Source organism: Sphaerisporangium corydalis (genome assembly GCF_025506355.1).
GTDB classification, from domain to species: Bacteria; Actinomycetota; Actinomycetes; order Streptosporangiales; family Streptosporangiaceae; genus Sphaerisporangium; species Sphaerisporangium corydalis.
This window is the reverse complement of sequence record NZ_JANZYP010000047.1, coordinates 18,018-41,563: the sequence shown is the minus strand read 5'-3', so window position 1 is coordinate 41,563 and position 23,546 is coordinate 18,018. Positions and strand designations below refer to the sequence as shown.

Sequence of the window (23,546 nt, the reverse complement as noted above, 5' to 3'; positions counted from 1 at the left end):
AAGAGGACCACGTGCGCTCCTGCGGCAGCCTCGACGGCTAGGCGGCGTCCACCCGGAGGCTCCGAGAAGGCCGGGGTGTCGAAGTAGGGAAGGGGAGACCCCTCGGTGGGAACCAACCAAGCACGCCCTGGATCGTCAGCGTCTGGCCACGAAGACGTGCGCGGCGACATCACGCGAGAAGTCCGCGGGAATGTTGTGCGCTTCATCGTCACCCGTCACCCGTACACCGTCGTCGCTCGCCGCGAGCGTCACCTCGCGTCCGGGTTGTATCCCAACTTGCTTGAGTTTAAGCATCACAGCGGGATCACTTTGCACTTGTTCGCTAATTCGGCGGACCACCACGGGTATATCTCCGGGTCCGGCCAGATCGGCCATGGCGGAGATCACCTCATGGGCGGACAGATCAGGCTCCTTCACCCCCAGCTCGTCGAGCCCGGGGATGGGATTGCCGTGCGGGCACTCCTGCGGGTTGCCGAGCAGGCTGACCAGCCGGGCCTCCACCGACTCGGACATGACGTGCTCCCAGCGGCAGGCCTCGACATGGACCTCCTCCCACGGGAGCCCGATGACCTGGGTGAGGAGGCACTCCGCCAGGCGGTGCTTGCGCATCACCCGGGTCGCCAGCGTGCGGCCGAGGTCGGTCATGGTCAGATGGCGGTCACCCTCGACGCGGACGAGTCCGTCGCGCTCCATGCGGGCCACCGTCTGGCTGACCGTCGGGCCGCTCTGCTGCAGGCGCTCGGCGATGCGGGCCCGCAGAGGAGTGATCCCCTCCTCTTCCAGCTCGAAGATGGTGCGGAGATACATTTCGGTGGTGTCGATAAGGCCGTGTGCGGTCAAAGCCCCTCCCCTCCAACTATCGATGCTACGTCCGGCTCCTGGGCTTCGGGGCCGCGTCCGAACAGGCCGGGAACGTTCCCCGCAAGGGCGCGGATCCGGCGTCTGAGCAGAGCTTACGCAGACCTACTGACAGAACGGCCCGGGATTGCGGACGACCGCGAGCAGTGGGAGGACGTGACTCCTCCACCAGGATCTCACTCTTTACCGACCGCGTCGCGCGAACGCCCATAACGTGATCTTTCGCCCCTCGTCGTCCAGAGCGGGGTGATCTCACCGCTTGAGGCGCTCCGCCACCGCGTCGTACCTCCTGAAGGCCGGCACGGCGAGGCCGGTGGCCACCACGATCACCGCGCAGAGCAGCCCGCCGCCCGCCCAGGCGGGGACGAGCCCGAAGGCGCTGGCCGTCGCCCCCGCCCGCAGGTCGCCGATCCTGGGCCCGCCCGCGACCACGACCATGAACACCCCCTGCATGCGCCCGCGCATCTCGTCGGGGGCGTAGGTCTGCAGGATCGTCTGCCGCCAGACGGCCGACACCAGGTCGATGGCGCCGCCGACCGCCAGCAGAGCGACGATCAGCCACAGCGGCTGCGCGAACGCGGCCCCGGCGACCGTCAGGCCCCAGAGCGCGATGACGACGGTGAGCGCCATCCCCTGGCGGCGCACCCGCCCGACCCACCCCGACAGCAGCCCGGCCACGACCGCGCCGATGGCCAGGCTGGCCGACAGCCAGCCGAACGCGATGGCCGACCCGCCGAAGCGCTCGGCGGCGATCTGCGGGTAGAGGGCCCGGGGCATCGCGAACGCCATGGCGATGATGTCCACCACGAAGGACATCATCACGATCGGCTGGCCCGCGATGTACCGGAGCCCGTCGACCACCGACCGCAGGCCGGGCCGGGAGATCTCCCCGAGGGGCCGCAGGCGCGGCAGTCGCGCGGCCGCGTAGAAGCCGGCGCCGAACAGGAGCACGTCGATGAGGTACGCCATGGTGTACCCGTGCTTGGCGAGCACGATGCCGGCCAGCAGCGGCCCGAGGACGGTGCCGACGCTGCTCACCAGGAAGTTCAGGGTGTTGGCCGCGGCGACGCGCTCGGCGGGCACGAGCCTTGGGATGATCGCGCCGCGCACCGGGGAGGTGATCGCGAACCCGGTCGACTGCACGGCCACGATGGCCAGGACCAGGTAGACGTTCCGCATGTCCGTCCAGGCATGGACGAGCAGGGCCAGGGTAGCGGTCCAGGCGACCAACGAGCCCCAGAGCAGCAGCCTGCGACGGTCGACCGCGTCGGCGACGGCGCCGCCCCACAGCCCGAAGACGACCAGCGGGATGAGGTTCGCCGGGCCCAGCAGCCCCACCCACAGCGAGGACCCGGTGATGTCGTACACCTGGGCGCTGACCGCCACCGAGGTGAGCTGGAAGCCGATGAACGAGACGCCCTGGCCCAGCAGCAGCCGCCGGTACGCGGGCACGCGCAACGGCCGGGTGTCCACGGCGACGCGTCTCAGGCCTGACTGGACCCCCGGCATTCCCCTCCTCGGCAGAACCGCGCATCTCGCACGTATCCGGGCACCCTACCCACGGGTGTCAGGTGACCTGTCAGGGGGCCAGGCGTTCCACCACCCAGGCGTCACCCGACCGGCGGTAGCGCAGCCGGTCGTGCATGCGGTCGACCTGCCCCTGCCAGAACTCCACCTCCGACGGCACGACACGGAAGCCGCCCCAGAAGTCGGGCATCGGCGGTTCCTCGGGCCAGCGCTCGGCCAGCTCGCGGTAGCGCTCGTCCAGCGACTCCCGGGACGGCACGACCGCCGACTGCCGCGAGGCCCACGCCCCGATGCGCGACCCGTACGGGCGGGAGTGGAAGTAGGCGGCGGAGTCCTCTCTCGGGAGCCGCACCACCTGGCCCTCCACGCGCACCTGGCGCCGCAGCGGGTGCCACGGGAACACCAGCCCGGCCCTCGGGTTCTCGGTGAGGTCGCGGCCCTTGCGCGACTCGTAGTTGGTGAAGAAGACGAATCCCTCCTGGTCGAAGGCCTTGAGCAGCACGGTCCTGGCGGTCGGCCTGCCCCCGGCGGAGGCGGTCGCCAGCACCAGGGCGTTCGGCTCGGGAAGCCCGGCCTCGACGGCGTCGGCGAACCAGGCGGAGAACTGCGTCACAGGATCGGCGGCGAGGTCGGCCTCTCTCAGAGGCTGTCCCTCGTATGTACGGCGAAGCCCGGCGAAGGACGGCGGGCTCGGAGCGGCATCCACGAGCGGTATTCTTCCGCGTTCGGCACCACCACCGGAGCGGCGCCCCCCACCAGGGCGGATCGTGTTCCGGCGGGTCCGGAGGCGGAGCACTTCCGCCGAGGGGGTTGAATATGACCCGCCGGTATCTCGACATCAAGGCTTTGACTTCAAGAAAGGGAGGCGGCCGAGAATGTCCGACTTCAAACCCGGGCTGGAAGGCGTAGTAGCGTTCGAGACCGAGATCGCGGAACCGGACAAAGAAGGGGGCGCCCTTCGCTACCGGGGCGTCGACATCGAAGAGCTGGTCGGGCGCGTCTCGTACGGACACGTCTGGGGCCTGCTGGTCGACAACAAGTTCAAGCCGGGCCTCCCCCCGGCCGAGCCTTACCCCATTCCTGTCCATTCCGGTGACATCCGCGTCGACGTCCAGAGCGCCCTGGCCATGCTGGCCCCGGCCTACGGCTTCCGCCAGCTCCTCGACATCGACGAGGACCAGGCCCGCGACGACCTCGCGCGCGCCTCGGTCACCGCGCTCTCGTTCGTCGCCCAGTCCGCGCGCGGCCTCGGCCTGCCGATGGTGCCGCAGGCGCGCGTCGACGAGGCGTCCACGATCGTCGAGCGCTTCATGGTCCGCTGGCGCGGTGAGCCCGATCCCAATCACGTCAAGGCCATCGACGCGTACTGGACCTCCGCCGCCGAGCACGGCATGAACGCCTCCACGTTCACCGCCCGCGTCATCGCCTCCACCGGCGCCGACGTGGCCGCCGCCCTCTCGGGCGCGGTGGGCGCCATGTCCGGCCCGCTGCACGGCGGGGCCCCCGCCCGCGTGTTGCACATGATCGAGGAGGTCGAGCGCATCGGGGACGCCGAGACCTACGTCAAGAAGGCGCTCGACAGCGGCGAGCGGCTCATGGGCTTCGGCCACCGCGTCTACCGCGCCGAGGACCCCCGCGCGCGCGTGCTCCGCCGCACCGCCCAGGAGCTGAACGCGCCGCGCTACGAGGCGGCCTGCGCGCTGGAGACCGCCGCGCTGGAGGAGCTGCACGCCCGCAAGCCCGACCGGGTCCTCGCCACCAACGTGGAGTTCTGGGCGGCGATCATGCTGGACTTCGCCGAGGTCCCCCCGCACATGTTCACCTCGATGTTCACCTGTGCGCGCACCGCAGGCTGGGCGGCGCACATCCTGGAGCAGAAGCGCACGGGCAGGCTCGTCCGCCCCAGCGCCCAGTACGTGGGTCCCCCGCAGCGTTCGGTCAACGACGTCCCCGGAGCCGACGAGGTCGTCGGCAAGCACTGATCCGGCGGCTGCCGCACCCCGTCGGGGCCGGTCCCGGCGGATCATCCCCACCCGGGCCGCCCGCCGGCCCGGCGCCGCACGGACATCGGCCCCCGTACCGGGCCCGCAACCCCCAGTTGCGGGCCTTTCGCGTTTCCGGCATCACTCCGGACGGGTGCGCGTGTATCTCACGATCCGGACCCGGGGCGTGAGCGCGGGGGCGGCTCACTACGCTTGTTACGTGGCTGACATCGAGATTCCCGCTGAACTCAAGCCCGCCGACGGCCGTTTCGGCTGCGGGCCTTCGAAGGTGCGCCCCGAGCAGCTCGCGGCCCTGGCGTCCGCCGGCGCGAGCCTGATGGGCACCTCCCACCGCCAGAAGCCGGTCAAGCAGCTCGTACGCCGGGTCCGCGAGGGCTTCGCCGACCTGTTCTCCCTCCCCGAGGGGTACGAGGTGGTGCTGGGCAACGGCGGCACGACGGCGTTCTGGGACATCGCGTCCTTCGGGCTCATCAAGGAGAAGTCCCAGCACCTCAACTTCGGCGAGTTCTCGTCGAAGTTCGCCACCGTCGCCACGCGGGCGCCGTGGCTGGGCGAGCCGACCGTGATCAAGTCCGAGGCGGGCACCCACCCGGCGGCGATGCCCGAGGCCGGCGTGGACGTCTACGCGCTGACCCACAACGAGACCTCCACCGGCGTGGCCATGCCGATCAAGCGGGTGGGCGGTGACGACTCGCTGGTCCTGGTCGACGCCACCTCCGCCGCGGGCGGGCTGCAGGTCGACGTGAGCGAGACCGACGTCTACTACTTCGCGCCGCAGAAGAACTTCGCCTCCGACGGCGGCCTGTGGATCGCGCTGTTCTCGCCCCGCGCGCTGGCCCGGGTCGACGAGATCGCGGCCACCGACCGGTTCGTCCCCGAGTTCTTCAGCCTGCCGACGGCGATCGACAACTCCTCCAAGGACCAGACCTACAACACCCCGAGCCTGGCCACGCTCTTCCTGCTGGCCGACCAGCTCGACTGGATGAACGGCAACGGCGGCCTGGCCTGGACGACCGCGCGCACCACCGACTCGGCGACCCGGCTCTACACCTGGGCCGAGAAGACCACCTACACCACGCCCTTCGTCGCCGACCCCGCCCAGCGGTCCAACGTCGTCGGCACGATCGACTTCTCCGACGAGGTGGACGCGGCCGAAGTGGCGAAGGTCCTGCGGGCCAACGGCATCGTCGACACCGAGCCGTACCGCAAGCTGGGCAAGAACCAGCTCCGCGTCGCGATGTTCCCGGCGATCGACCCGGCCGACGTCGAGGCGCTCACGGCCTGCGTCGACCACGTGGTCGAGCGTCTCTGACCTGGGGCGACCCCCGGTCTAGGACGAGGGCGGCGGCACCCATCCGGGGCCGCCGGGGTGCCTGTGCCCGCCCGTGCGGCGGGCCAGCTCCTCCAGCAGCCGCAGCGCGTCGTCGAGTTCGACGCTCTGGGCGAAGCAGGAGAGCACCGGCGCCCGGTCCTGGCTCTCCGCCAGGGCCTCCAGCATGACCGCTGTGACGTGTTCGCCGCGCGAGCGGCTGGCGGAGTACCGGAAGGCCTTACGGTCGGTCGTGCGGCTCAGCAGGCCCTTCCTGACCAGTCGCTCGGCGACGGTCTGCACCGTCGTGTACGCGAGCGGCCGGCCGCCGCCGTCGTTCAGCACCCCCTGAAGCTCGCGGACGAGCAGGGGTACTGGGGAATCCCAGAGCACTTCCATGATGGCGCGCTCCAAAGATCCCAGATTGTTCACGCCGACATTCTCTCCCAGTGACCCCGGTCACGACTAGTTAAGGATCTTTAACGGTGTGCTTTCTGAAATAATGGGCTGTTCACCCATTCTGTGATCAATTAGGGGGCGGGGCGAATTTCAACCCGGCGCGCACGCCGTCGCCGCCGTAGCGCCCAGGCCGCGAACACACCGCCCACCAGCCCGAACAGATGCCCCTGCCAGGAAATGCCGGGCTGGCCCGGCAGCACTCCCCAGATCAGTGAGTAGTACAGGACGGCCACCCCGATGCCGAGCACGATGTCGAACAGGTGTCTGTCGAACATACCGCGCGTCACGACATAGCCGAAATATCCGAATACCAGGCCGCTGGCGCCGACCGTCAGCCCCGGCGGGCTGAAGAACCATACCCCGAGCCCGCTCACCACGATGATGATCAGGCTGGCCACGAAGAACCGCCCGAGACCGCGCAGCGCGGCGAGGAACCCCAGGATGGCCAGGGGGACGGTGTTGGCCATCAGGTGGGCGAACCCCGCGTGCAGGAACGGGGCGAGCAGGATGCCCCGCAGGCCGTTCACCTCGTGGGAGGCGATGCCGTACTGGTCGAAGTCCTGCGGCAGGACGTAGTCGACGACCTCCACGGCCCACTCGACGGCCACGAGCAGGAAGATGACGATGGCGGCGCCGAGGGCTCCGGTGACCAGGCCCACCACGCGCCGCTTGACCACGTCTCCCGACGACGGCCCGGCCGGTGGTGCGACTCCGGTCGCGTGCTCGCTCATCGCTCTCCTTTTGTGACGTGCCGTGGAACGTGCTTGGTCCTCCCTTTACCGTACGCAACGCCGGTTTAACCCGCGATTTCGCCGGAGACACGAATAAGGCGCATGTTGCACCCGGTGGTGGCATCATGCGCCCTACTCGCGGCGGCCCTCGGCGTCATCCGAGGGGCGCGGTCACTCTCCCGCCCAGTTGGGGGCCCGCTTCTCGGCGAACGCCACGGCGCCCTCGGTCGCGTCCTTGGAGCCGAACACCGGGTTGATGATCTCCCCCTGCTTGGCGAACATCTCCTCGCGCGACCAGTCGGCCGACTCCACCATGACGCGCTTGGTCGCCAGCAGCGCCATGGGGGCGTTGGCCGCGATCCTGGCCGCGATCTCCTTGGCCGCCGCCAGCGCCTCCCCTGGCGGGGTGATCTTGTTGACCAGCCCGACCTCGTACAGCCGCGCCGCCGGGAAGTGGTCGCCGGTCAGGGCGATCTCCATCGCGACGTGGTAGGGGATCCGGCGCGGCAGCCGCATCACCCCGCCCGCCCCCGCGACCAGGCCGCGCTTGGGCTCGGGCAGGCCGAACTTCGCCTCCTCCGAGGCGACGACGATGTCACAGGCCAGCACCAGCTCGAACCCGCCGGCCAGCGCGTAGCCCTCCACCGCCGCGACGATGGGCTTCTTCGGCGGCGTCTCGGTGAGACCGCCGAAGCCCCGGCCAGGGACCAGCGGCACGTCCCCGGTCAGGAACCCCTTCAGGTCCATGCCCGCGGAGAAGGTGCCGCCCGCGCCGGTCAGGACGTACGCGGAGACGTCCTTGCGCTCCTCCAGCTCGTCCAGGGCCGCGACGACCGCGCGGGCGACGGCGCCGTTGATCGCGTTCCTGGCCTTCGGCCTGTTGATCGTGATGACGGCGATGCCGCCCTCCACCTCGACGAGAACCTCGTCAGACACCTTTACCTCCGGTTCGCGGGTCTCACTAGGGCTGGAAGCGGGCGTGCCTCACTTGGGCTGGAAGCGGATGCCGCCGTCGAAGCGGATGACCTCGCCGTTCATGTAGTCGTTCTCGACCAGGGCGCGCACCAGGTGGCCGAACTCCGACGCACGGCCCATCCGCTTGGGGAACGGCACCGGCGCGGACAGCTTGGCCTTGAACGCCTCGGACTCCGGGCCCGAGCCGTAGATCGGCGTGTCGATGATGCCCGGCGCGATCGTCAGCACCCGCACGCCGACCGCCGCGAGGTCGCGCGCGGCCGGCAGGGTCATGCCGATGATGCCGCCCTTGGAGGCCGAGTACGCCACCTGGCCGGTCTGGCCCTCGATGCCCGCCACCGACGCGGTGTTGATGACGACGCCGCGGGCCCCGTCGGCGTCGGCGGCCTCGGTCCTGGCCATCGCCGCAGCGCCGATGCGCATGAGGTTGAAGGTGCCGATCAGGTTGACGTCGATCACCTTGCGGTAGCTGGCCAGGTCGTGCGGGGAGCCGTCCCGGCCCACCGTGCGGGAGGCCCAGCCGATGCCCGCGCTGTTGACGACGGCGCGGAGCGGCTTGCCCGTGGCGACGGCGGCGTCCACGGCCGCCTGGACCGAGGCCTCGTCGGAGACGTCGGTCTGCACGAACACGCCGCCCAGCTCGTCGGCGAGGGCCTTGCCGCGCTCGGCGTTGAGGTCGGCGATGACGACGGTGGCGCCCGCGCCGGCGAGTTCGCGTGCGGTGGCCTCACCGAGGCCGCTGGCACCGCCTGAGATGATTGCTGCTGCTCCGTTCAGGTCCATATCCCGGACCCTAACGTGGCTACCGAATGAAGTTCTACAAGGGGGGCTCAAATCTCCCCGGAAATGGCCGTGTCGACGTCGGGGTAGACCTTGATGCGCCGGTCGAGCCCGGTCGTGCGCAGGATGCGGGCCACGGGCGCCTGCGGGGCCGCCAGGGAGACGCCGCCGCCCTCGCCGGTCGCCAGCCGCCACGCCTCGATCAGCACCGACAGCCCGCTCGAATCCATGAAGGACAGGGCGGCGAGATCGAGCACCAGGCGGTTGCTGTCCTGCTTGATGGCGTCGCGCACCTCGTCGCGGAGGAACGGCGCGGTGAACAGGTCGAGCTCACCCTCGACAGCCACGACGACGGCGTCACCGAACGCCCGCCGCGCCAGCCGCAGCTTCATGTGAACCTCCTCGCGGGCCCACTTTACTTCGCAATCACCTCGGCCGGTCGCCTCCCGGCCCAGCGCCGGGCGGTCACCTACGGCCGCCTCCTGATGTCAGCGGCGCCGGTCGGTCACCACGTAGCCGTACGGCAGCTCCAGGCGGTGCGCGGCCAGCAGGTCGCCGTCGGCGAGGATCTCGTGGGTCGGGCCGTCCGCCGCGATGACGCCGCCCGACAGGATGAGCGAGCGCTCGCACAGCTCCAGGGCGTACGGCAGGTCGTGCGTGACCATCAGCACCGTCACCTCCAGGGAGCGCAGTACCTCGGCGAGCTCGCGCCGGGAGGCCGGGTCGAGGTTCGACGACGGCTCGTCCAGCACGAGGATCTCCGGCCGCATCGCCAGGACGGTGGCCACGGCCACCCTGCGGCGCTGCCCGAACGACAGGTGGTGCGGCGGGCGGTCGATGACCTCGGGCAGCCCGACCTGGTCGAGCGCCTCCCTTACCCGGTGTTCCAGCTCGGCGCCGCGCACGCCGAGGTTCGCCGGCCCGAACGCGACGTCCTCGCGGACCGTGGGCATGAAGAGCTGGTCGTCGGGATCCTGGAACACCAGCCCGACCCTGCGGCGGATCTCCGGCAGGGTGTCCTTGCGCACCGGCAGCCCGGCCACCTCGACCGTGCCGTGCCCGGCGGTCAGGATGCCGTTGAGGTGCATGACCAGGGTCGTCTTGCCCGCGCCGTTCGGCCCGAGCAGCGCCACCCGCTCACCGGCCCCGATGGTCAGGTCGACGCCGAACAGCGCCTGGGTGCCGTCGGGGTAGGCGTAGGCCAGCTCGCCGACGCGCAGGGACGGCGGCGGCTGCGGTGACGCGGTCACAGAGGACTCCAGGAGAGGGCGGCCGTCACGGGACGGGCCGGGAGAGCGGGGCGCCGAGCGATCGGCGTCACGAGAGGCTCCACGAGAGCGCGGCCGTCACGAGCGCCGCGACCGGCAGGAGGACGGCGGTGGCCCAGTCTCCCGCCGAGGCGCCACCCTCGTGGATCACCGGCATCGTACCGGTGTACCCCCTGCTCAGCATCGCCAGGTGCACCCGCTCGCCGCGCTCGTAGGAGCGGATGAACAGCGCGCCCGCCGACTTGGCCAGCACCGGGAGGTGCCGCAGGTCGCGGCCGGCGAACCCGCGCGACTCGCGGGCGATGCGCATCCTGCGCATCTCGTCCAGGATCACGTCCATGTAGCGGAGCATGAACATGGCGATCTGCACCAGCAGCGGCGGCAGCCTGAGCCGCCGCGCGCCCTGCAGCATCGCGCGCGGCTCGGTGGTGGCGGCCAGCAGGACGCTCGCCACGACGCCGAGGGTGGCCTTGGCCAGGATGTTCCACGCCGCCCACAGGCCTTCGGCGCTCAGCGACATCCCGAGCACCTCGACCCGCGCGCCCAGCCCGATGACCGGAAGCGCGACGGCGAACACCACGAACGGCAGCTCGATCACCATGCGCCGCAGCACGAACGCGGGCGGGACGCGGGCGACCGCCGCCACCACCGCCAGCAGCAGGACGTGGACCCCGAAAGCCCAGAAGGCCTCGCGCGGGGTGGCCACGACGACCACGGCGAAACACGCGACCGCCAGGAGCTTGCACTGCGGCGGAAGGCGGTGGACCAGCGTGTCGCCGGGCCGGTAGAGCTGCCGTTGGTGGCCCGCGCCCACTAGGCGTGCGCCTCGTCGGCCGAGCGGCCCCGGCGGCGCACGGCGTAGAAGATCGCCCCGCCGGCCAGGACGGTGATGCCGACTCCGGCGACGCCGGCCAGCCCGACGGCCAGGCGCTCGCTGCCGACCCCCTTGACGCCGTATCCGGCCAGTGGCGACTCGCCGAGCGGGTGGCTCGCCTCGTGGGTGTTCAGGCCCTTGTCGGCGGCGACCTTCTCCAGCCCGTCGGGGCTGCTGGAGGCGTAGAAGGACACCACACCGGCCAGCACGACGGCGACCAGCGCGCCGCCGGCGAGCAGGGGGCGCGCGCTCCGGTGCGGACGCGGGGCCGGGCCGGTGGCCACCTCGGTGGTCCCCCCGGGCGTGCGCAGCAGCAGCGGAGCGGTCAGGCCCCGCGCGCCGTACACCAGGTCGGGACGTACGGCCAGCACGCTGCTGACGGTGAGCGCGGTGATCAGCCCTTCGCCGAGGCCGATCAGGACGTGCACGCCGCCCATGGTGACCGCGACGGACGACACGTCGATCGGGGCGGTGCCGCCGATCCAGAACAGCGCGGTGAACGCCAGCGAGGCGACCGGCACCGAGACGGCCGCGCCGAAGAAGGCCGCGATGGGGACCACGCTCCGGCCGCGCGGGGCGGCCCGGACGATCAGGCGGAACACCGTCCAGCCCACGACGGTCGTGACGATCGCCATCAGGGTGATGTTGACGCCCAGCGCGGTGAGCCCGCCGTCCGCGAAGAAGAAGCCCTGGACGAGCAGCACCACCGAGACGCATAAAACGGCGGTGTACGGGCCGACCAGCACCGCGGCGAGCGTGCCGCCGAGCAGGTGGCCGCTGGTGCCGGCCGCGACGGGGAAGTTCAGCATCTGCACGGCGAAGATGAAGGCCGCCACCAGGCCCGCCATGGGGGCGGTGCGGTCGTCGAGCTCGCGCCGCGCGCCGCGCAGGCACACGCCGAGCCCCGTGGCCGCGAACGCTCCTGCGGCGACGGACACCGGGGCGTTGAAGAAACCATCAGGTACGTGCACCAGGAGCCTCCGAGCGGTCGAACTGAGGCAACTCTAGGCCATACCTATGTAGTTGCAAAGAACAGGCATTAAGGCGGCCGGGCGAACAAGGAGTGTCCCGACGGCGCGGACGTACGGCCGATTCGGTTACCGGAGGGCCTGGGGTGGCCGTCCGAAGGAGGGCGTCAGCGGCCGATGCGGATGGAGCGGCGGACGACGGCCTTGGGGCCCCTGGCCAGCACGGTGACCACGAGCTTGCGCCGGATCTTGGACGCCCGCGCCATCGCCGTCCAGCGCCGCCGCCCCCGCCACCACGCCACGCCCGGCCCGAGCTCGGCGTCCCCGACCTGGACGGGGTAGCGCACGGGCGGGCCGCCGAGGTTGAGCTCCAGGTTGGCCTCCCAGATGCCCGGGACGTCCAGAGTGGCCGTCGCGACGAACACCCGGTCGCCGACGGGGGCGGCGGGCGCCCGGCGCTCGTTCCCCGACGACCGCTCGCGCCAGACCACCTGCCTGACGCACCGCGCCGCCGGGCACTCGGCGCCGACCGTGACGGTGCCCTCGATGGTCAGCGCGCCCTTGCCGCCCCAGGCGGCGCGGGTCAGCCGCACGGCCCCAGGGACCGCGACGACGTGACCGCCCACGTCGATGCTGAGGTTGCCGTGCGGGCGGGTGAAGTACGGGACGGTGACCGCGGCCATCAGGCGCGGGCCGGGACGGCCGACCTCCGGCTCGCGGTCGGCGCCGAACCGCGCCACGCGGCGCATGCCCTCGCAGGCGATCACGACGTACATGTCCCAGACGCCGGGCGGCAGGCGGGACACCTCGACGCTCCCGGCGAAGACGTCCGCCACGGCGGTCACCGGGACCCGGCGCTCGGTGGCGGTGGAACGCTCCCGCAGGAGCAGGCCGACCGCGACGCCGTTCCAGGAGTCGGTGAGGAACGCGCGGCCCGACACCTCCAGCCGGTCGCCCGCCCAGTCGAGCGCGGTGAGGCGGCGGTGCAGCGCCGCGGCCTCCAGGCGGGCGAGCCGGACGAGGCGGCCGACGTCGCCGGTGGAGGCGGCCCTGAGCCGGTCGATCGGCCGCAGCCGGTCGAGTACCCCGTCGGTCAGCCAGGTCGCGCACAGGTCGGACACCTCGCGCGCGATCTCCTGGCGGCCCACCGGGTCGGCCGCCAGGAAGGGCGCGCCGAGCTGGCCGAGGATGTCGAAGCGGAAGTGCCGGCGCAGGAGGTGGTCGCGCAGCGGGCCCTCGGGGATGTGCCGGGCCATCAGCTCGATGGGGACGCGGATCATCCGGAGCCACGCCAGGGGGTCGCGGCTGCCCGGTTCCTGCATGATGCTGCTGCCGTCGGGGCGGCAGACCAGGTGGTAGCAGTCGTGGTCGGCGACCACCGAGATCGTCCGGGCGTGGCAGTAGGCGTGGACGGAGAAGACGATGTCCTCGCCGACCCGGAGCGACTCATCGAAGCGGATGTGATGACGGGTGAGCATCTCGCGGCGGAAGAGCTTGAAACAGGTGAGCGTGTTGTAGACGGTGGTCTCGCCGAGGGGGGCGCGGTCGCGGTTCTCCCGGAACATGGAGGTGGGGACGCGGCGGCCGTGACCGACCATCTTCCCGAGCACGATGTCGGAGTCGTTGCGGTCGGCCATCGCGAGCATGCGTTGCAGCGCCTCGGGGCCGAGATGGTCGTCGGCGTCACAGAAGAAGACGTACCGGCCGCTGGCCTGGGCCATCGCGTGATTCCTGGGCCGCCCGGCGCCGCCGGAGGCCTGCTGAAAAGACACCCGTATTTCCGGAAATTTCGCCGCATAGTCGGCGAGGAGATCTCGGCTGCCGTCGGTGGAGCCGTCATCCACGATGACGATCTCCTTGCTGACGGGCTGCTGGAGCAGCGAGGTGAGGCACCTGTCGAGATAGGGGCGGCAGTTGTGGACGGGCACCACGATGCTCACGTCGACACGCCGACTACTTTCCGTCTTCATTGCGATTCATTATGTAACCGCTGACTCGCGCCCGAAGGCCATTCACCGCCTTGGCGACACCCCGTCCCACCTGCTTATTTGGCTATGTGGGCTTATTACCTTTTTGTCAGGGTAACGAGTCGGCAACGGAGGTGACAGTCATGAGCTACCCGGCACGCGAGTCAGGGTTGGTGATTCGTGAGAGGCAGGAGGGCCCCTGCGTGATCGTCGAGATCGTCGGCGAACTCGACATGAACGCGGTCCCCCTGCTGCGCTCCGAACTGGACGTCGCGATCGAGGAGAAACGCCCGCCGTGCCTGGTGCTGGACCTCACCCAGACCTCGTTCTGCGACTCGCTCGGCCTCGGGCTCCTGGTCCACACCTACAACAGGGTCCGTGAGATGAACGGCCGGCTGGCGCTGGCGGTGGCACCCGGGATGATCTCCAGGCTTCTGATGATCACCAACCTGGACCACCATTTCGAGACCTTCCCCACCCTTGAGGACGCCCTCTCCGCGATGCCCCAGAACGCGTAGGGGCACTTCAGGCGGCGGGGCCGGGTACTCCGGCGCGGTGTATACGCCGGGCCGGGGAAGGTGTGGGTACGGGCGAATCGTGATGCGCTGCGGGATGCCTGACAGGAGCGGGACTGTTACGCTCAACTGTTTGGCATCCTAAAGCTTCATTACAACACTGCCCGTAAGGAGTATACCACACCGATGGAGCGTCGCGCATCCGAAACCGCCAGGACGGAAGCCCTGCGAGCCGAGCAAGCCCATGTCTCCATGCTGTACGACCGCCTCGACACCGTACGCGAGCGCGCCGAACGGGCACTCGGCGAGGAGTACGCGCGCGGCACGCCCGGCGGCACCCACCAGGCCCGCTTCGAGCGGGACGTGTCCTCCCACGAGTACGCCCGCCGCGTCACGCAGCTCTCCGGGGTGGAACGCGGGCTCTGCTTCGGCCGGGTCGACGACACCGGCGGCGACACGTACTACATCGGCAGGGTCGGCCTGCGCGACGCCCACGACGAGCTGGTGCTCATCGACTGGCGCGCCCCCGCCGCCCGCCCGTTCTACACCGCCACACCCGGCGACCCCGGGCCGCTGGTCCGCCGCCGCCACCTGCACACCCGCGGCCGTACGGTCGTGGACCTGGACGACGAGGTGTTCGACCTCGCCAGGATGAGCGAGCCCGACCGCCGCACCCTGGTCGGCGAGGCCGCCCTCATGGCCGCGCTGCGACGCGGCCGCACCGGGCGGATGGGCGACGTGGTCGCCACCATCCAGACCGAGCAGGACCAGGTGATCCGCTCGGGCCTGCCCGGCGCGCTCGTCGTCCAGGGCGGCCCCGGCACGGGCAAGACCGTCGCCGCGCTGCACCGGGCCGCGTACCTGCTGTACGCGCACCGCGAGACGCTCCAGCGCCGGGGCGTCCTGGTCGTCGGGCCGAACGCACTGTACCTGCGGTACATCGGCCACGTGCTCCCCTCGCTCGGCGAGACCGACGTCGTGCTGACCACCGCGGGCGAGCTGTACCCGGGCGTCCGGGCCACCGCCTCCGACGAGCCCGGGGCGGCGGCCGTCAAGGGCGACCTGCGGATGGTCGAGGTGATCAAAGGCGCCGTCCGGGACCGCCAGCGGGTGCCCTCCGGCGACCTGGAGGTCCTCATCGACGTCAAGACGTCGCTGCGCGACGGCGTCGAGGTCGTGGTCGAGCGGATGGCGCTGCGGGTGGACCACGCCACCTGTGTGCGCGCCCGCGAGCGCGCCAGGGCCGTGCGCGGCCCGCACAACGTCGCGCGCAAGCTCTTCGTCGACTCGGCGCTCACCGCGCTGGCCCTGGACGAGGCGCGTCAGCTCGACCAGCCGCTCGACGAGGAGGACCTGCGGTACGCCAAGGCCGCGCTGTGGCGGATGGCCTCCGTCCGCACGGCGCTGAACGACCTGTGGCCCCCGCTCACGCCCGAGCGGCTGGTCGCCGAACTGCTCGCCGACCCCGGCCTGCTCGCCTCGGCGGCCGGGTCCCATCTCGGCCCCGGCGAGCTCGCGGCGCTGGCGCGGCCGGCGGGCGCGCCGTGGACGACGGGCGACGTCCCGCTGCTCGACGAGGCCGCCGAACTGCTCGGTGAGGACTCCTCAGCCGCCCGTGCGGCCGAACGGGCGGCGCGGCGGGCGCGGCGCGACGACGAGCTGTACGCCCAGGGCGTGCTGGAGATCGCGGACGTCACCGAGATGCTCGACGCCAGGGCCCTGGCCGACCGCCACGACTCGGGCGGCACCGCGCTGACGACCGCTGAGCGCGCGGCGCGCGACCGGCACTGGGTGTACGGGCACGTGATCGTGGACGAGGCGCAGGAACTGTCGGCGATGGCCTGGCGTACGGTCATGCGCCGGATCCCGACGCGCTCGCTGACCGTGGTCGGCGACGTGGCGCAGACCGGCTCGGCGGCGGGCGCGCGGTCGTGGGGCGAGATGCTCGACCCGTACCTTAAGGGCCGGTGGCGGGAGGCGCGGCTGCTGGTCAACTACCGGACCCCGGCGGAGATCATGGAGGTGGCCGCCGACGTGCTGAAGGCGGTCGCGCCTGACCAGGAGCCGCCGACCTCCGTCCGCGACGGGGAGGCCCCGCCGCGCGCTCTGCGCGTCCGCCGCGCGGACCTTCCCCGGGCGCTTCCTGAGCTGGTGATGTCGGAGCTGGCGGAGGTAGGGGAAGGGCGGACGGCGGTGCTGACCCCGGACGCGCGGCACCGCGAGATCGCCGCCCTGGTACCGGACGCGGCGTCCGCTTTGACGGCCGACGCGTTGGACTCGCCCGCGGTGGTGCTGACCGTCACCCAGTCGAAGGGGCTGGAGTTCGACTCGGTGGTGGTCGTGGCACCCGAGGAGATCCTCACCCAGTCCCCCAAGGGCGGCCAGGACCTGTACGTGGCGATCACCCGCGCCACCAGACGCCTGACCGTGATCCACGAGGGCGAACTGCCGTCCGTCCTGGCCCGGCTCGCATGACCAGCTGACCAGACGTCCGACCAGGGCGGGTTGCCGTCCGTCCTGGTCCGGCTCGGCTGACCACGAGGGCGGGCGGCCGTCCTGGTCCGGGTCGCATGACCAGCGCGACCACCCGCGCCACCCAGCGGCGGACCGCCCGTTCCCTTTCTTGCCCACCCGCTCTGATTACATGATTACGTGCTAATCTCTGGACCGGCTGACGTCCCCCACCGCAAGGCGGCCATCTCATGATCGTGGAATACATCCGCTACCGGATACCGGTCGGCGGATCGGACGCCTTCGAGGCGGCGTACCAGACCGCGGCGCTCTCCCTCGCGGCGGCGCCGCAGTGCGTGGACTACGAGCTCAGCCGATGCGTCGACGACCCGGCCTGCTACGTGCTACGGATCACCTGGACGTCGGCGAAGGATCACCTGGAAGGGTTCAGGGGCGGCGAGCTGTTCCCCGCGTTCCTGGCCCAGATCAGCCCCTACATCGACGCCATCGAGGAGATGCGCCACTACGAGCGCACGGCCGTACGGGGCCGGGGCGGGTCCACGCCCAAGCTGTACGAGTGGGCGGGCGGCGCCGAGGCGTTCGAGCGGCTGACCGAGCGGTTCTACGAACTGGTCAAGGGGGACGACCTGGTCGGCCCGCTGTTCGCGGGCATGGATCCGGATCATCCCCGCTATGTGGCGATGTGGCTGTCCGAGGTCTTCGGCGGGCCCGCCCGCTACACCGGCGAGCGGGGCGGATACCCGCACATGCTGCGCATGCACCTGGGCAAGGCGATCACCGAAGAGCGACGCAGGCGGTGGGCCAGTCTGCTGATGGACGCCGCCGATGATGTCGGCCTGCCGGACGACCCGGAGTTCCGCGCAGCCTTCACCGGCTACATCGAATGGGGCACCCGCCTCGCCCTCGCCAACTCCCAACCCAACGCCACCCCACCCCCCACAGCCCCCGTCCCCCACTGGGACTGGGGCATAGCACCCCCCTACCGCCCCTAACCCCCCTTCCAGCCCCACCCTCCCGTCCCACTCTCCATCCACCGCTCCGCCCCACCACTCCATCCCTCCACCCCTCCACCCCTCCGTCCCTCCACCACTTCGGCCTCCATCGGGCGCCGACGCGGCGGGAAGTGAGACGGCGAATCCGGCGCCTCATACGGGGGCAAACCCATCCGAAGTAGAACGGCGAATCCGGCGCCCTTCTAATGACGCCAAACCTGCCTGAAAAGGTCCTCGCCTTCGGCTCGGGCGATTTTCCAAAGGCCTACCGGCCCTACCGATCCCCCACCACACCAAGGACCTATCGGCCTAGTCAGCCCTCCGACACTCCTAGGGCTTACCTACCACCGGCCAAGCCCGCCGGTTTGCCCCCGTATGAGGCGCCGGATTCGCCGTCCTACCTCCCGCCGAGTCGGCGCCGAAGAGGAGTCCCTCTATGGCGAAGCGGGGGTAAGCGCGAGTGAGCGGGGTCGGGGGGCACTTCGCTGGGCGCCGACGCCGAACGCGGCACCGGGTCCCCCTCAGTCCACCCTGATCTCCCGACCCCCACCACCCCTTCGCCACGACGGCCTTCACCAGGCGCCGACATGGCGGAAAGTGGGACGGCGAATCCAGCGCCTCGTACAGGGGCAAACTTCTCACGTCGCCCACCCGGCCAGGCGTCGCGGAGTAGCATCGGCGATCGTGGAGGAGTCCGGTACCTCACCGAAGGAGAAGGCGGCGCCACCCGCGCCGCCCGCCTCACCCACTCCCGAATCAACGGTACAAACCGCACATCCCACGCGCACCGCCACCCCACCGACGGAAACGGCCGCCCCCACCCCGTCGAAGACGAACGCCGCTCCCGCCCCCTCGGAGACGAATACCGCCCTCGCCCCGTCGGAGACGAATGCCACTCCCTCGGAGAAGAAGGCGGCGTCGCGGCGGAGGACGCTCCTGCTCGCCCCCGGCTTTCTGATCACCGGGATCGTCGCCGTACTGTCCCTCGCGCTGATCATCGTTCTGATCGTCGGCGTGACGGCCTCCGCGTGGCATGTCGCGATCCTGCTCGCCGCGAGCGTGGGTGTCGCCGTGGTGGTGGTCCGGCTCCCCGCCTCCGTGCGCACGCGCTTCAGCCTGCTCGTCGCCGCGTTCGTCGCGACGATCGGCGTCATCCCCGCCCTGTCGAGCGACGACAAACCCGCCGAACCGCTGAAGCAGGCGAACGTGTCCTACCTCGCGGACCTGGTGCGCAAGGGCCCGTTCACCGAGAAGCTGCCGCCGCCGATCACCACGAGCGGCTTCAAGGACGTCATGGTCTCCGACGCGCCGGACAAGGTGGACGCCGTCGCGCTGGAACTGTCGTGGCCGGACAGCTACGACCCCTTCCCCGACTTCGACGGCCCCGAGGCGCACATCGAGATCTACTCCACCCCGCAGAAGGCCGCCGAGCGGGCGCGCCGCCGCCTCGAAACGCTCAAGATGCAGTACCAGGACTCCGGCTCCGCCCGGGGGACCGCGACCGGGTTCGCCGTATCCAACACCACCGACACCACCGCCGGCGGCACCCGGGGGTACGCCTACGTGGAGGCCTACGCCTTCGGCCCCAGCAACGCGGACATCGCCCTGGCCACCAGCACCATCACCGCCATCCTCCGCTACACCGACCGCCTGACCGCCCAGGCCACGACCTGACACCCACGCCCGGCGGTCAGACCCGACGGCCCGCACCCGGTAGGTCAGACCCCAGCGGCCCGCCCAGTAGTTCAGATCCAAAGGCCCGCGCGGTAGGTCAGAGCCAGAGGCAGAAGGGATGGCCGGCGGGATCCAGGCAGACGCGCACGTCGTCCTGCGGCTGGTACTCCGCGACGGTCGCGCCCAAGGCCGTCGCATGGGCCACGGCGGCGTCGAGGTCGTCGACCTGGATCTCCAGGTGCATCATCATCTGCTGGTCGCCCGGCCCGGCCGGCCAGGTCGGCCGCACGTACTCCACTTCGGTCTGGAACGACAGCCCGGTCCCGCCATCCGGAGACTTGAGCGTCACCCAGTCGTCCTCGTCGTGCTCGATGGCCCAGCCCAGCAGCTCGGAGTAGAACTCCGCCAACGCCCGCGCGTGCGGCGCGCCGATGTTCGTACCGGTCAACGTCAAGGTCGGCTGTCGCGTCACAATGTCTCCTCGTGTACCGGCGGCGAAGTCACCGCGTCTCCTCCCCGTACGAACGGCGAATTCACCACCGCACCTCCCGCACGAGCCGCGAAGTCACCACTGTTCCTCCCGCACGAACGGTGAAGTCACCACCGCACCTCCCGCACGAACGGCGAAGTCACCGCTGCTCGTCCTGTTCGGACGGCGAAGGGTTCGTCATCAGGAAATCGGGCCTCGAGTCATCCCAGGCTGGGACGCCCATCGCGTTCAGGGCGGCGACGATCCGTTTCTCCTCGTAGACGAAGTGCGACTCCAGCAACGCCGCCAGGCCGTCCAGCTCGGCCCGCACGCCCCGCACCACGTCCGCGTGTCCCCCACGCCCGTCACCCTCGGCCCGCACGCCCCGCCCCACCTCCGGGTGAGTGCGCGTCCCGAGGCCGTCCACCAACTCCTCCACCCTGCGCAGGATCCCGGTCACGATGTGGTGATCGCGCGACAGTTCCTCCAGCACGGGCCGCAGCGGCGGGAACCGCTCCCCGAGGACGAGGAACGCGCCGCCGTCCTCGCCGAGATGATGCCGGTTCAGCGCCGAACAGAAGGCCAGGCAGTGCGCCCGCAGCTCCGTCGGCCGCTGACCGAGCCCGTCGAAGGGGGTATCGAGGGACGGGTCCAGGTGGGAATCGACGTTCTCCCGGAGCCGGGCGAGCTCCTCGCGGAGCCAGATGTGCACTTCGATGAGCTGGTTGCCGAACGCCGTGAGGCGGTCCGCCGGCTCGGTGGGTGTTTCCATGGTCGTCCCGTGCTTCGGCGCCTCCATGCCCACGACGATCTCCTTGCCGGGCGCACCGCGACGCTGACGCGAAATTCGATCACTCTTCCCCCCGGCCGTCAAGCACGACCGGAACCCGTCGAACCCGCACGACCGGAACGTCGAACCGCACGACCGGAACCCGGACGGGCCACGCTCGCCTATCTCGCGGAGGCCGTGTAGGAAGGCACGATGACGATCCACCTCCATGCCGACGCCACCCCCGGGTTTCCCGCGCTCGACCTCCGGCCATGGGAAACAGACGACATACCCGCCTTGATCGAGATTTATCGTGATCCGGTGCTGCGCCGCTGGACGAGGTTCCCGGTGAACGACGAGAACGACGCCAAGGAGTGGCTGGAGACGCAGCGTCGCGGCTGGGCGGACAGGGAACGGTGCGGTTTCGCCGTGCTGGAGGCCGGGCGGCCGGTGGCCCACATCCTGTTGAAGAAGCTCGTCCCGGGCGAGCCGTCGGCCGAGGTGGGCTACTGGACGGCCGCGGAGGCCCGTGGCCGGGGCATCGCCGTACGCGCCCTGGACGCCGTCTCCCGCTGGGCCTTCACGACCTTGAACCTGGAACGCCTTGACCTCCTCCACCAGGTGGACAATCTCGCGTCCTGCCGGGTGGCCCAGAAATGCGGCTACACCCTGGAAGCGGTGCTCCCGCCCCACCCCCCGTTCCCCAACCCCGGCCACCTTCACACCCGCCCCGCCTCACGAGAACTCCATGTGACCGCCCAGCGGTGAAACACCCGGCGGACGTGGCCGATCACCGGCTCCGTCTTTTCGCCGACACACGATTCCTCCTCGCCTGCCTCGGCCGAGAGCCCGTATTTCACAGATCGTGTTCGAGTATTGACGCTCCGGCGCTGACGTGTTCAGCTCAACATGCGATCTAACCCTTTGAGATCGGATGGACACGTCGTGCGACCTGCCGCAGGCACCCTCCCGTCGAGTCCGGCGACGCCATTGCCCGTGAATTGCCCACCTCGGCCGACCACCTGTCCGCCCATGTCTTCCCGGCCACCGCCCACCCCTCGCCGTCCAGGCGCGAGAGGCCCCAGAAACGGAAGACGGGCCCGGCGCCGGCCCACTTCCCGATATTGACACCTCCCCCTACGCAAATCGAAAACGGCCCTTTACCCCACCCCGGCGGCCCCGAACAACGATGTCCGCCTCTTCACCATGCCCATTTTCCCTGGAATCTCCACCCACCGCACCGCACCTCGAAAGCCGCTCCGCAGGCACAAAAGCCGAATATCCAGAGACCGAATCAATTCCGGTTTCCCCTACGGCCCCGCATTCCGGGTCGGTCCTTGCCGAATAGAAGGAACCAGGTAAAAGATTGGCCGAGAAATCCACGGTCGGCAGAGATCGTGGTCCGGCCGGCGCACAAAGTGCCGTTTGAGGAAACCCGATGCCAGGAACCCGTCCCGCACTCCCCGACACCACGACCGCCGATTTCCAGGCCGAAGCCCTCGCCGAGGCCAACGCCTTCCGGGCCAAGCACCACGCACCGCCCCTGGTCCTGGACCCCGCGCTCAACGCCTACGCCCAATCCCGCGCCACCTCACGCTCCGAGCAGGAGGCACTCGGCGCCGGCCACACCGGTCTACGGGCGGGCACGGGCGAGAACATCTTCTGGGGCGGCGGCTCAGAAGCGCTCCCCGGCTCGGAAGCGGTCAAGAGCTGGTACAGCGAGATCGACGCCTACGATTTCTCCGCCGCCAAGTTCAGTGGCAGCAGCGGCCACTTCACCCAGCTCGTCTGGAAAGGCAGCACAAAGGTCGGCATCGGCCGCGCCTCCGGCCAGGGCAGCGAATACTTCGAAACCTACATAGTCTTCGTCTTCGAACCCCCAGGCAACATGCAGGGCGCCTTCGCGGAAAACGTCCTCCCCGCCTGAACCGACACCTCTGCCTGAACCATCGAGAACCAGGATGCGGTATCCGGCCGGCGTCGCCCATTCCTGGGCGGCGCCGGTATCATGGAACAATTCCTGGACGCACAAAGTATTCCCCGTCTGCGTGCACCGCGCCTCGCCACCACTTTCCAGACCGGCGCCTCATGGACCGTGAAAAATCGGTGGACACCATGCGTTCGTGTGGTGATCGTGGGAGGCATGCGACAGGAAGAGATCTGGGACGCTGACACGGCCCGGCGTTATGACACCCCGGGGACCGGTATGTTCGCGGCCGAGGTTCTGGGGCCGGCCGTGGAACGTCTCGCCGAGCTCGCCGGTGACGGGCGGGCGCTCGAGTTCGCCATCGGGACCGGGCGGGTGGCCGTTCCGCTCGCCGGGCGTGGGGTGCCGGTGACCGGTATCGAGTTGTCGCCTCCGATGCTCGCTCAGCTGCGGACGAAGGCGGACGAAGCGACGATCCCAGTCGTCGTCGGCGACATGGCCACCGCCGTCGCCTCGGGCGAATTCACACTCGTCTACCTCGTCTACAACACGATCGCGAACCTGCTCACCCAGGCCGAGCAGGTCGCGTGCTTCCGGAATGCCGCCCGCCACCTCACGCCCGGCGGCCGGTTCGTGATCGAGCTCTGGGTGCCCGAGCTTCGCAAGCTCCCACCGGGCCAGCAGGCCACGGTGTGGCATTCCGAGCCCGGCCACATCGGCCTGGACACCTACGACACCCTGCGCCAGCACGTCGTGTCGCATCACTTCGTCTTCGACGACAGCAGGCAGGCCCAGCTGTTCCGCACCCCGCACCGGTACATCTGGCCGTCCGAGCTCGACCTCATGGCCCAGCTGGCCGGGTTCGAGCTGGAGGCCAGGCATGGGGACTGGGCCGGAGCCGAGTTCACCGCCGAAACACGTTCCCACGTGTCCGTCTACCGCCTCCCCCTGGACCGCTGACGTCGTGCCCACGAGTCCAGGGGGCCGGCCTCACGGTGCTCGGACGCAG

The 23,546-nt window shown here is 70.4% G+C and carries 23 protein-coding genes; 9 read left to right on the top strand and 14 right to left on the bottom strand.

Annotated features, from left to right (window positions below; genetic code table 11):
* Positions 1 to 135: 135 nt before the first annotated feature.
* From NYZ98_RS27745 to pdxH, 3 genes are all read right to left on the bottom strand, one after another.
* Entirely contained in the window at positions 136 to 840 is a 705-nt protein-coding gene (locus tag NYZ98_RS27745) for a metal-dependent transcriptional regulator (protein ID WP_262846495.1), read from the bottom strand.
* A gap of 270 nt (positions 841 to 1,110) precedes the next feature.
* Positions 1,111 to 2,367 (bottom strand): MFS transporter, encoded by a 1,257-nt coding sequence (locus NYZ98_RS27740; protein WP_262846494.1) that lies wholly within the window; start codon positions 2,365 to 2,367, stop codon positions 1,111 to 1,113.
* A 70-nt stretch (positions 2,368 to 2,437) separates the two neighbouring features.
* Positions 2,438 to 3,091: a pyridoxamine 5'-phosphate oxidase gene (gene pdxH / locus NYZ98_RS27735; RefSeq protein WP_262846493.1), complete on the bottom strand. Its 654-nt coding sequence runs from the start codon at positions 3,089 to 3,091 to the stop codon at positions 2,438 to 2,440.
* A 169-nt stretch (positions 3,092 to 3,260) separates the two neighbouring features.
* Here pdxH and NYZ98_RS27730 point away from each other — a divergent pair, with 169 nt between their 5' ends.
* On the top strand, positions 3,261 to 4,367 hold the full coding sequence (locus tag NYZ98_RS27730; protein ID WP_262846492.1) for a citrate synthase 2: 1,107 nt from the start codon (positions 3,261 to 3,263) through the stop codon (positions 4,365 to 4,367).
* Between the two features lie 220 nt (positions 4,368 to 4,587).
* Positions 4,588 to 5,700, top strand: coding sequence for a phosphoserine transaminase (gene serC, locus NYZ98_RS27725; protein ID WP_262846491.1), 1,113 nt, complete (start codon positions 4,588 to 4,590; stop codon positions 5,698 to 5,700).
* Between the two features lie 18 nt (positions 5,701 to 5,718).
* Here serC and NYZ98_RS27720 read toward each other — a convergent pair whose 3' ends face one another.
* From NYZ98_RS27720 to NYZ98_RS27680, 9 genes are all read right to left on the bottom strand, one after another.
* Complete coding sequence (locus NYZ98_RS27720) at positions 5,719 to 6,129, bottom strand: BlaI/MecI/CopY family transcriptional regulator (RefSeq protein ID WP_262846490.1); 411 nt, start codon at positions 6,127 to 6,129, stop codon at positions 5,719 to 5,721.
* Positions 6,130 to 6,227: 98 nt separating this feature from the next.
* Entirely contained in the window at positions 6,228 to 6,887 is a 660-nt protein-coding gene (locus NYZ98_RS27715; protein ID WP_262846489.1) for a rhomboid family intramembrane serine protease, read from the bottom strand.
* A gap of 171 nt (positions 6,888 to 7,058) precedes the next feature.
* Entirely contained in the window at positions 7,059 to 7,823 is a 765-nt protein-coding gene (locus tag NYZ98_RS27710; protein WP_262846488.1) for a crotonase/enoyl-CoA hydratase family protein, read from the bottom strand.
* A 48-nt stretch (positions 7,824 to 7,871) separates the two neighbouring features.
* A complete protein-coding gene (locus tag NYZ98_RS27705; RefSeq protein WP_262846487.1) occupies positions 7,872 to 8,645 on the bottom strand; it encodes an SDR family NAD(P)-dependent oxidoreductase in 774 nt (257 codons plus the stop codon).
* Positions 8,646 to 8,692: 47 nt separating this feature from the next.
* Entirely contained in the window at positions 8,693 to 9,034 is a 342-nt protein-coding gene (locus tag NYZ98_RS27700) for an STAS domain-containing protein (protein WP_262846486.1), read from the bottom strand.
* Between the two features lie 96 nt (positions 9,035 to 9,130).
* The gene (locus NYZ98_RS27695; RefSeq protein ID WP_262846485.1) at positions 9,131 to 9,892 is read right to left on the bottom strand and encodes an energy-coupling factor ABC transporter ATP-binding protein; all 762 of its coding nucleotides are present in this window, start codon (positions 9,890 to 9,892) and stop codon (positions 9,131 to 9,133) included.
* A 67-nt stretch (positions 9,893 to 9,959) separates the two neighbouring features.
* Entirely contained in the window at positions 9,960 to 10,724 is a 765-nt protein-coding gene (gene cbiQ, locus NYZ98_RS27690) for a cobalt ECF transporter T component CbiQ (RefSeq protein ID WP_262846484.1), read from the bottom strand.
* On the bottom strand, positions 10,724 to 11,755 hold the full coding sequence (locus NYZ98_RS27685) for an energy-coupling factor ABC transporter permease (RefSeq protein WP_262846483.1): 1,032 nt from the start codon (positions 11,753 to 11,755) through the stop codon (positions 10,724 to 10,726). The genes cbiQ and NYZ98_RS27685 overlap by 1 nt, the downstream gene beginning before the upstream one ends.
* A 164-nt stretch (positions 11,756 to 11,919) precedes the next feature.
* Complete coding sequence (locus tag NYZ98_RS27680) at positions 11,920 to 13,692, bottom strand: glycosyltransferase family 2 protein (RefSeq protein WP_262846482.1); 1,773 nt, start codon at positions 13,690 to 13,692, stop codon at positions 11,920 to 11,922.
* Positions 13,693 to 13,862: 170 nt separating this feature from the next.
* Here NYZ98_RS27680 and NYZ98_RS27675 point away from each other — a divergent pair, with 170 nt between their 5' ends.
* The 4 genes from NYZ98_RS27675 to NYZ98_RS27660 all read left to right on the top strand — a co-directional run bounded on the left by NYZ98_RS27675 (position 13,863) and on the right by NYZ98_RS27660 (position 19,372).
* Positions 13,863 to 14,237 carry an STAS domain-containing protein gene (locus NYZ98_RS27675; protein ID WP_262846481.1) on the top strand — a complete coding sequence of 125 codons (375 nt, stop codon included), beginning with the start codon at positions 13,863 to 13,865 and terminating at the stop codon, positions 14,235 to 14,237.
* Between the two features lie 183 nt (positions 14,238 to 14,420).
* The gene (locus NYZ98_RS27670; protein ID WP_262846480.1) at positions 14,421 to 16,709 is read left to right on the top strand and encodes a HelD family protein; all 2,289 of its coding nucleotides are present in this window, start codon (positions 14,421 to 14,423) and stop codon (positions 16,707 to 16,709) included.
* A 227-nt stretch (positions 16,710 to 16,936) separates the two neighbouring features.
* Positions 16,937 to 17,698: a group II truncated hemoglobin gene (locus NYZ98_RS27665; protein ID WP_262846479.1), complete on the top strand. Its 762-nt coding sequence runs from the start codon at positions 16,937 to 16,939 to the stop codon at positions 17,696 to 17,698.
* Positions 17,699 to 18,382: 684 nt separating this feature from the next.
* Positions 18,383 to 19,372, top strand: coding sequence for a hypothetical protein (locus tag NYZ98_RS27660; protein ID WP_262846478.1), 990 nt, complete (start codon positions 18,383 to 18,385; stop codon positions 19,370 to 19,372).
* A gap of 97 nt (positions 19,373 to 19,469) precedes the next feature.
* Here NYZ98_RS27660 and NYZ98_RS27655 read toward each other — a convergent pair whose 3' ends face one another.
* Positions 19,470 to 19,844 carry a VOC family protein gene (locus NYZ98_RS27655; RefSeq protein WP_262846477.1) on the bottom strand — a complete coding sequence of 125 codons (375 nt, stop codon included), beginning with the start codon at positions 19,842 to 19,844 and terminating at the stop codon, positions 19,470 to 19,472.
* 157 nt (positions 19,845 to 20,001) lie between these two features.
* Positions 20,002 to 20,640 carry a hemerythrin domain-containing protein gene (locus NYZ98_RS27650; protein WP_262846536.1) on the bottom strand — a complete coding sequence of 213 codons (639 nt, stop codon included), beginning with the start codon at positions 20,638 to 20,640 and terminating at the stop codon, positions 20,002 to 20,004.
* A 183-nt stretch (positions 20,641 to 20,823) separates the two neighbouring features.
* Between NYZ98_RS27650 and NYZ98_RS27645 the strand changes: the two genes are divergently transcribed.
* The 3 genes from NYZ98_RS27645 (at position 20,824) to NYZ98_RS27635 (ending at position 23,497) form a co-directional block, all read left to right on the top strand.
* The gene (locus NYZ98_RS27645; RefSeq protein ID WP_262846476.1) at positions 20,824 to 21,378 is read left to right on the top strand and encodes a GNAT family N-acetyltransferase; all 555 of its coding nucleotides are present in this window, start codon (positions 20,824 to 20,826) and stop codon (positions 21,376 to 21,378) included.
* A gap of 670 nt (positions 21,379 to 22,048) precedes the next feature.
* Positions 22,049 to 22,537 (top strand): CAP family protein, encoded by a 489-nt coding sequence (locus NYZ98_RS27640; protein ID WP_262846475.1) that lies wholly within the window; start codon positions 22,049 to 22,051, stop codon positions 22,535 to 22,537.
* A gap of 216 nt (positions 22,538 to 22,753) precedes the next feature.
* Positions 22,754 to 23,497 carry a class I SAM-dependent DNA methyltransferase gene (locus NYZ98_RS27635; RefSeq protein WP_262846474.1) on the top strand — a complete coding sequence of 248 codons (744 nt, stop codon included), beginning with the start codon at positions 22,754 to 22,756 and terminating at the stop codon, positions 23,495 to 23,497.
* Positions 23,498 to 23,546 lie beyond the last annotated feature (49 nt).

Excerpts from the sequence above, each read along its gene's own strand:
- NYZ98_RS27740 (WP_262846494.1), bottom strand. The coding sequence starts at position 2,367 with ATGCCGGGGGTCCAGTCAGGCCTGAGACGCGTCGCCGTGGACACCCGG.
- NYZ98_RS27730 (WP_262846492.1), top strand. The coding sequence starts at position 3,261 with ATGTCCGACTTCAAACCCGGGCTGGAAGGCGTAGTAGCGTTCGAGACC.
- NYZ98_RS27715 (WP_262846489.1), bottom strand. The coding sequence starts at position 6,887 with ATGAGCGAGCACGCGACCGGAGTCGCACCACCGGCCGGGCCGTCGTCG.
- NYZ98_RS27705 (WP_262846487.1), bottom strand. The coding sequence starts at position 8,645 with ATGGACCTGAACGGAGCAGCAGCAATCATCTCAGGCGGTGCCAGCGGC.
- NYZ98_RS27700 (WP_262846486.1), bottom strand. The coding sequence starts at position 9,034 with ATGAAGCTGCGGCTGGCGCGGCGGGCGTTCGGTGACGCCGTCGTCGTG.
- NYZ98_RS27675 (WP_262846481.1), top strand. The coding sequence starts at position 13,863 with ATGAGCTACCCGGCACGCGAGTCAGGGTTGGTGATTCGTGAGAGGCAG.
- NYZ98_RS27670 (WP_262846480.1), top strand. The coding sequence starts at position 14,421 with ATGGAGCGTCGCGCATCCGAAACCGCCAGGACGGAAGCCCTGCGAGCC.
- NYZ98_RS27665 (WP_262846479.1), top strand. The coding sequence starts at position 16,937 with ATGATCGTGGAATACATCCGCTACCGGATACCGGTCGGCGGATCGGAC.
- NYZ98_RS27650 (WP_262846536.1), bottom strand. The coding sequence starts at position 20,640 with ATGGAGGCGCCGAAGCACGGGACGACCATGGAAACACCCACCGAGCCG.
- NYZ98_RS27645 (WP_262846476.1), top strand. The coding sequence starts at position 20,824 with ATGACGATCCACCTCCATGCCGACGCCACCCCCGGGTTTCCCGCGCTC.
- NYZ98_RS27640 (WP_262846475.1), top strand. The coding sequence starts at position 22,049 with ATGCCAGGAACCCGTCCCGCACTCCCCGACACCACGACCGCCGATTTC.
- NYZ98_RS27635 (WP_262846474.1), top strand. The coding sequence starts at position 22,754 with ATGCGACAGGAAGAGATCTGGGACGCTGACACGGCCCGGCGTTATGAC.